At 35.0% G+C, this 7,650-nt stretch carries 8 protein-coding genes and 1 pseudogene; 2 read left to right on the plus strand and 7 right to left on the minus strand.

The features are described 5' to 3' along the window. Positions 1-52: 52 nt before the first annotated feature. From IPK14_28275 to IPK14_28305, 7 genes and pseudogenes are all read right to left on the minus strand, one after another. Positions 53-379 (minus strand): protein kinase, encoded by a 327-nt coding sequence (locus IPK14_28275; protein ID MBK7997127.1) that lies wholly within the window; start codon positions 377-379, stop codon positions 53-55. A gap of 103 nt (positions 380-482) precedes the next feature. Further along, positions 483-704: a hypothetical protein gene (locus IPK14_28280; protein ID MBK7997128.1), complete on the minus strand. Its 222-nt coding sequence runs from the start codon at positions 702-704 to the stop codon at positions 483-485. A gap of 209 nt (positions 705-913) precedes the next feature. Continuing rightward, positions 914-1,811 (minus strand): annotated as a pseudogene (locus IPK14_28285) (site-specific DNA-methyltransferase). A gap of 629 nt (positions 1,812-2,440) precedes the next feature. Next, positions 2,441-2,635, minus strand: a complete 195-nt coding sequence (locus IPK14_28290) for a transposase (protein MBK7997129.1) — start codon at positions 2,633-2,635, stop codon at positions 2,441-2,443. 361 nt (positions 2,636-2,996) lie between these two features. Further along, positions 2,997-3,305: a hypothetical protein gene (locus tag IPK14_28295; GenBank protein ID MBK7997130.1), complete on the minus strand. Its 309-nt coding sequence runs from the start codon at positions 3,303-3,305 to the stop codon at positions 2,997-2,999. Between the two features lie 509 nt (positions 3,306-3,814). Beyond that, positions 3,815-4,009 carry a hypothetical protein gene (locus IPK14_28300; GenBank protein MBK7997131.1) on the minus strand — a complete coding sequence of 65 codons (195 nt, stop codon included), beginning with the start codon at positions 4,007-4,009 and terminating at the stop codon, positions 3,815-3,817. A gap of 694 nt (positions 4,010-4,703) precedes the next feature. Beyond that, positions 4,704-4,934, minus strand: coding sequence for a hypothetical protein (locus tag IPK14_28305; protein MBK7997132.1), 231 nt, complete (start codon positions 4,932-4,934; stop codon positions 4,704-4,706). 602 nt (positions 4,935-5,536) lie between these two features. Here IPK14_28305 and IPK14_28310 point away from each other — a divergent pair. Both IPK14_28310 and IPK14_28315 read left to right on the plus strand, forming a co-directional pair. Further along, positions 5,537-5,689: a hypothetical protein gene (locus tag IPK14_28310; GenBank protein MBK7997133.1), complete on the plus strand. Its 153-nt coding sequence runs from the start codon at positions 5,537-5,539 to the stop codon at positions 5,687-5,689. An 802-nt stretch (positions 5,690-6,491) separates the two neighbouring features. Then, positions 6,492-6,899 (plus strand): hypothetical protein, encoded by a 408-nt coding sequence (locus IPK14_28315; protein ID MBK7997134.1) that lies wholly within the window; start codon positions 6,492-6,494, stop codon positions 6,897-6,899. The last annotated feature ends 751 nt before the right edge of the window (positions 6,900-7,650 follow it).

Below are 7,650 nucleotides of genomic sequence, written 5' to 3' on the forward strand. Positions count from 1 at the left end.
CAAAAACAATATGATGAGGTGGCAAAGCTTTAGCATTTTAATTGCTGATAAATTAGCTGCGTTTTGTTTGGAGTATCAAAAGGGGACGACCTGTTAGCATATGATAAAGAATCGTTCCTAAAGCATAAATATCAGCACGAGCATCTATTTCAATGCTGCGAAATTGTTCTGGGGCTGTGTAATGTAGTGAGCCAATTAAAGCTCCTGAAGTAATGTTTTTTGTAGTGCGTTCTTTTAATTTAACTAGCCCAAAATCAATAATTTTAGTTACTGTGTCGTTACCAATTTGAGACAGAAAAATATTAGAAGGTTTTAAGTCTCGATGAATCATTCCCCGACTATGAGCTTGGGTTAGAGCTTCGCAAACTTCTAAAGTAATTTTTACAGCTTCGTTTTACAGTTATTTTGGTCTCAACTTTTAAGCGTTGGGCTAAAAGTTTGCCCTTCTAAAAAGCTCCATAACTATATAACAAAGCCCATTACTAGTAGTTGCAAAGTCGTAAACCGCTATAATATTTGGGTGTTTTTATACTTGCAGCAACTAAAGCTTCACGGCGAAAACGTTCGCGGGCAACATTGCTTGTTAAAAGTTTAGGATTAAGTATTTTTATTGCTACTGGACGTTGCAGTCCTTGTTGCTCAGCACGGTAAACGCTGCCCATTGAACCATAGGCTAAAAGATTAGTTAATTGGTAAAGTATCATTAATTATTGTAGAAATGGGCAAAGAATAATGTAACTGCTCGCCATCCGCTGGGCAAATTTCTAAACTATCGTCATAACAACTACGGCATTGCTTACATTCTCTCATTCTTTGCTCTTAAGTAATATTTGATAGTGTTTTTGAAGTAAACTTAATTGTTGGCTATTTTATAACTTATCTAGAGAGGAAAACAAAGTCATAAAATATAAGCCTAAGATGGACATATGCACCTTTGTTCAATATCTTTTAGTTTGATTTCAACACAATCAACTTGTTTTGCTGTGTTTGGAATTAAATAGTATTGAGAAATATTTTCCCAATCTTTATCTCTTAAAGTTACAATACCATAAAAAATAGCTCACCCAGGAATTTCCTATTTTGGAGCTAGCTGATTCTTGAGTCAATTTATTCATAGAAATATTTGCATATTCATCATCAAGTTCAAACCCAAGGTAATTTCTGCCTAGTCTCCTAGCTGCAACTGCTGTAGTTCCTGTTCCTGAAAATGGATCAAATACAATATCTCCTTCATCCGTTGACATTAAAATAACACGTTCTAAAAGATGTATTGGAAGTTGACAAGGGTGATCGTCCCTATATTTGTTATGTTTAACTCGGTGAATGTCTGTCCACATCTGAAACAAGGGCCCAAAAGGATGCAGAGCAGCTTTTTACCTCCGTAATCTTTTTGTAGGTAATTACATTTTCGACAACGTTTATGTGGATATCTAATTTCATAAAACTTATTTTTCTTTGTATCTTTTGCATAATAAAGCATTCCATAATGTGAGGGTTGCAAGGTTTTCCCATCGGCATAGTAGGTGCGTCCCAGCAAATCCAATGCTTAAAATCAGCTATTTTATTAAGCATAGAGGAATAATACGTCAGCCATTTTGGAATATTATGTAAGAAAATAGATCCTGTTGGTTTAGTTACACGCACTGTTTCTTTAATCCATTGTTACACCAATCTAAATAATCTTGGATAATAAGGCTATCTTTATGGGAGTTATATTTTTTTTTAGGTTAAATGGAGGATCTGCAAAAAGTTATATCTACACTTTCATCAGGGATTAACTTAAATAATTCTATACAGTCGCCTTTTATGATTTTATTAAGATATTATCAATCATTTTGGAAATTCCTTAATTAAGGAAGTTTTAAATCATTACTGATCTTACGCAGCCTGTGTAAAGTATTGAATTAAATAGGAATGTGTAGGAACAGCATCAGGAAATAAGGAACGCCTTATGGAATAAGGAGTTAAGCCAGTGGAAGCAGATTCGGCTTCTAAGCAGCAAAAGCCATCAAGCAAAGATGAAGATGAGCAATCTGAGCAGTTTTGGAATGAGAAGGGTTTTTAGCCCAAGCAAGTTGGAATTTTAAGACTTTGAAAGTTTCTTCAATTAATTGACGGCTAGCATAGCGAAGCTTAATATCTTGGATAGATAGGCTAAGGTCATTACTAGCGAGAAATCTAGAGCCGTCTTTTTACTACTAAAACCTCAATAGAACCTGACAATTTTCCTATACCATGTCCATAGCGATAAGGCCAATGCTTACGTAATTGCTTATCTGCAAACTTTCGATTACTTTCAATCTACTTATGAATTTCCATCCATATTTTTCTATTTGCTTAAGAAATTTTTGGAAGCATACCAGCTATCAAATAATACGTAAGAGGGCTTAAACCCAATTATTTTAGCCCATCTCAACATTTTTGATGCTAATACTATTTGCTATGCCTTCCTTTTTACCCAAACTTTTATTCCTAAAGGCACTTTCACTACTCCATTTGTCCATAATATCATTACGACGTTTATTCCTTGCAGTGTTTTCTTTAGGCTACTACTATACACCCAACTTACCCCAAATATCTTCTGTCCGTATTTTTTTAGCACAGTATCATCTATTATCAAATATCCTTTTGTCATATTTCCTATTAGTTTTTTCGCAAATATTTCACACAGGGAGTGTTGGCCAGTGACATTTACTTTGCAGCATTCTACTTATCTGATCATGACTGACTCCTTTATACCAACTTGCTAGTTCTACACTATTTGTCCTTGTATCTCTGTATATTATCGCTATCATATAAAGTATCATTATCAGGGTCATTGGTTTTTCCGTATGAAAAATTGATTAATACCCTGATAATACTATAACTTACATTTTCTTTATAACCCTATTTCCTCAAACCCCCTATGAAATCCATTCTTGAGTTATTTCTTCTACTTCTTTGGTACTAACCTCTTTATTTCTTCACTACTTATTCTTACTGCGTAAGATCAGTCATTATATCGTTTGGGAAAAGGTCTTTTCTCCTCCTGCTTGACGAGCTTTTAGGTAAAAAAGCGCGTAACCTATTCCAATTATTGGACAAAGTAGAGTACAAATAACAATACTTAAAATAATTCCTAAAGAAACAGTAGTTATTTCAATGGCAATATCTGAGGAAGTACGGCTATAGCTTATATGGTTAATAAATGACCAACCCAGCATAATTGCTAAAATTGAAACATTTATCATTACAAATACAAATAAAGGAAAAATTTTTCCTATACTACCTTCTAGTTTTTCTACTAAAGCTTTAGAGCGATCCAAAGCAGCTTGACCTTCTAGGTTTTCCCCAAAGCGTGACGGGAGAATAAAGCCATTTTCCCGCTAAAAGTCTTTTCTAAGTGTTAAGCCTGTTATAGTTATTAAAAATCAAGTTATTTACCCAATAAGGCCAAGTATTAGGGTTTATTGGCAAAGAAGAATTAACTATTATAGGAATTGCAACATAGAGGAAAGGTCCGTGTGCGCAAATAAAGATCCGATAACAAACGCCTTAAATCCTTGCCTAAAAGCTTGATAAACAACCCTTTCTTAAAAGCAATTGCAGGATATTCAATAAAAAGTATACCATTCGCACAATTAAACTACCTGTAAACCGCATTGTTAATACTTTCGAAGTGATAAAGAAAATAATAATAGCATGAATTATTTTTAAGCTTATGAAATGCTGGAATTTGTATTCCCATAAAAATGCTACAATCCCCAAACATCATTGTCAATATAACCAAGAAAAGCTAACGAACAAAAGGAAAAAAAAATGCTCGCTATATAAACTAATTGCCTGACGCAAGAATGCACTTTCCCCCACTAGCATTGGCTCGAAATGTTGCCGCAAATGCCATTGCATCGGGCGGACGATCTTTTGGATCTTTTGCCAATGCTGACATAACTAAATTGACTATGGGTTCAGAAATTAAAATATTTTTTGTTGTAATGGTGGTGGTAGGGTAGTTGTATGGATGAACCACAAAGATAAATATTACCTTGAAAAGGGGTTTCACCTGCTAGCATTTGCAAATCACGACACCAAGGCTATAAATATCTGATCGTCCATCTAAGTTTTGTTCTCCGCTACATTGTTTCAAGCGACATAGTAAAGCGGTCCGTTCCAAGCAGATCCCCAACTTGTGTAAGGCTATTATCAGCATTAGTGCTATTGTTATCATTACTAGCTGTCAAGCGAGGCTGAATAACTTTTGTCTCGCTTTCGTGAGAATCTTCTTTTTCATTTTCTGGGGTTGAAGCGTAATTTCACTGGCAAAGGATACGGATTCGGTTGAAGAAGTATTAACTAAAGTTTTGGAAGAAGTTTTAAGAGATATTTAACAGGATTTTTTTCTCAGGGTTTATTTATTATTCCTGCATGGCATATTGGGCCGCAGTTTAGCTAGTCCAAAGTCTAAGATTTTGACATTGTAGCTACCGGCGTCCATTTGGTTCTAACCAAACATTATCAGGCTTTAAGTCCCGGTGAATTATTCCTGCAGGTGTGCTGTACGAATCGCCAAACAAATTTGCTCAACTATATCAGTAATAAGCTCCTAGGGGTAGCTTCCTTTTGCTTAATTAAATTACCTAAATTACTACCTACTTAGGTATATTCCATCACCATATAAGCAAGTATGTCATCTCGAAAGGTTGTAAAACCAAAATCACTAATATTTACAACGTTTGGATAGGAAGTGAATCCCATAGCTTCATCTCACGCTTAAAACGCTCTACAAAGCTAGTATTGCTCATAAATTGAGGCGTAACAACTTTAAGCGCGACTAATCGCTTTGTCCCAAGATGAGTAGCTAGACAGACAGCCCCCATTCCACCTTGACCAAGTTGCTTGTCTATACGATATTTCCCATCTAATACTTCATTTATAAGCTGTAAGGAATTAAACATAACGTAGTTGATTTTGATTAAATAAAAATGCACTTAATAAAATATAAATAGGTACTTTTATGTGTTAGGCTGCAAATTTTATGTCAGTCTTTCTAAATTAAAATATAATTATTTCATCGGACCACAACCAGCTAAAGAATGTTCACAATGTTTACTAGGATTAAGGCTAAACCAAGTTAATTAAATTAAGTTTCATTACTTCCTTACTAATAATTGCTGATACTGCTACTAGCTCAATCATCAGAGCAACTTCAAACCATTGGTATAGTACAAAAGATAGTCAAGGAGCAGTAATTAGTGTAATGGGCAATCCAAATTAAAAAAGAAGACACTAATTTAGTATTTTCTACTAATTCATCTAACAGTAAACTTATTTGCCAACACAACTACCAATTATAGTACTCTTATAAACTTGGTGGCATACTCAACAGGTTTTTCAACTGCTACAACAACATTAATTTTAACTGTTGGGACTACAGCACTTGTTGACATTGGAGCTAGAACCAGGCAATACATCAGATTTTATTACAGTTAATAGCGAAACACTTTGCTACTGTACGCACAGAAAGTAGTACAAATATAACTGGAGAAAAATTAGTAGTTTGCCTACCAACCAACGAAATTTACCGCCAGACTTTACTTTAACAGTTGGGCAGAGCGGCGCATGGATAGAAATCCTTCCCAATGGAACAACAGCGATCATAGGAATTTCTTTTAATGGTCAAACTGCAAGAGGAAACAATCTCCATTATTGATGGAATAAGCAATAACGATATCCCTACGGTGCAGCATTGTACAACTTTTAGTCAGTGGAAGCAATATGCGAATTTCAAGTTGTGTCTGATGGTTATTCTGCCGAATTTGGCCGAGCATCCGAGGAATAATCAATATTGTTACTAAAACAGGTAGCAATGATTTATGGCAGTGTATTTGGCTTTTTTCAACAACAAAATTAGTGTTAGAGAAGCGTTTACTGCCCTAAAAAAGTGCTCTCTTTTCGCCAATATCAAACGGTTTTACTTTTATATTCGCTTAAAAAGACAAAGCTTTTTTCTTTATTTAACTTGAGCTAGGCTTTCTGTTAAACAAAAAACAATTGTGTCAATTAGTGATCGTGTTGTATCTGTGCACGTCGCCGGGCGATATCCCCTAGCACTTGAGCAATCTCTTTTTCTATTGGAAATAGCCTAGTTTTAGCATCGCAGCGGATATCAACCTTTCACCTTTTAACCGTCTAGCCGTCCGTTTTAATGGAGGCTATAAATATAATGCAGTTTTGAAACAGCCGCAGACGTACTTGGCGGCTTTAGTTAGGTGAAACCTCTAGCGGCATTCAACGCCTAGATGATTATAGTTTTGCTGCTAATAATATTTACAAATACAAACCTTAATTTTGTTAATGAAGCACGATTTCTCAAAAGCCGACCGTAACTCAAAAAAGTTGATCCTGTGGATGTTAATAATCCTGCTACTCAACTTTGATACGATCAAGGACGTAATTTTTGGCCGTAATATTGTTTTACCTTTATTAACCCAGTGATGGACGTTTTTTTTCATTTGTTTGATACTGTTTCATTAATTCGAGATCGCCATCAAATTAAATTTGGAGTGAGATTTTTTTCATTTTTAATTACTTTGGAGAGAAACAGGACTTTACAACCTCTTAAAGGCGGTTTAGCCGTCTTTGCTCCAATAGACTTTGCTCAAGCTTCTGTATATTCCATGACTTCCATTTTTGATGGGCCAGCAACTTTTGACCCTGCTGGTGCCAGATTCAGTGTGCAAAATAATTCCTTGACTGCCTTTTTCTGGGTTTGTTGCCATTTTATTTCTTCCGGTTTTCCTGCTAATTATCTCTTAATAAGTTTAGCTTTACCAGCAGTTTTTATTCAAGGTTTTGGAAACAGTAATGTTTCAACTCAAACAAATCCTTTTCTACCTTTATTCAAGATGATTTTAGATTGAAAGAAAATTTACTTGTAAAATTAGGCTTGTTATGATTTTTCTGGTGTGACTTCATGTCCCAAAGAAGCACCACAACCCTAGTCTCCCTTTGTCTATCCCTATTATATCTCAAACACCTCCTAAATTACAAATTCCTAGCTAATTATGGGATATTTTGGCTCTCCTGTAGTTGCAACAGGTTGTGACGGCTACTTTATTTTCCTCTGTAATAGCTATAAAGTTGTTGTGTTTCTTTCCTTTTCAATAATTCCTTTTTCGCTCCCTAATCATCGTTTTGCTGATCGTCTCAAAATATTCCTTCAACAGTTCCTTTTATAGCTCAATTTAGCCAAACATTTAGCCTTCAACCTGATTATAGCAATGCTCATACACTCCAACAAGTAAGGCTTTAAGCAGTTAGTTGTCATTACAGACTTAATAACTTTCAATACTGCTATTGAGCTAAGTTATCTCTATGTTCGAGGTGCTAAATTAACTGCCTAACTAAATATTAACCCTATAGTTAGACCTATTGCTACGACCCTATGACAAGTGTAATTATAGGCCATAATGATCCAAGTCAAGGCGACATAATCCAATTTCAATCAGCTTTTGATAGCTAATACCATGCTGAACTATTTTAGAACGTAGGCTAATTAAAACTTTAATTTTTTAGCAAGTTATATTTTCAAATCTATTGATAATGAAGCTGATTTGCATACGCCCTGATATTCAACCAGCACCAAATAACCCATTAAAACCACAGGATGAG

It is taken from the genome of Blastocatellia bacterium (assembly GCA_016713405.1).
GTDB lineage: Bacteria > Acidobacteriota > Blastocatellia > Chloracidobacteriales > JADJPF01 > JADJPF01.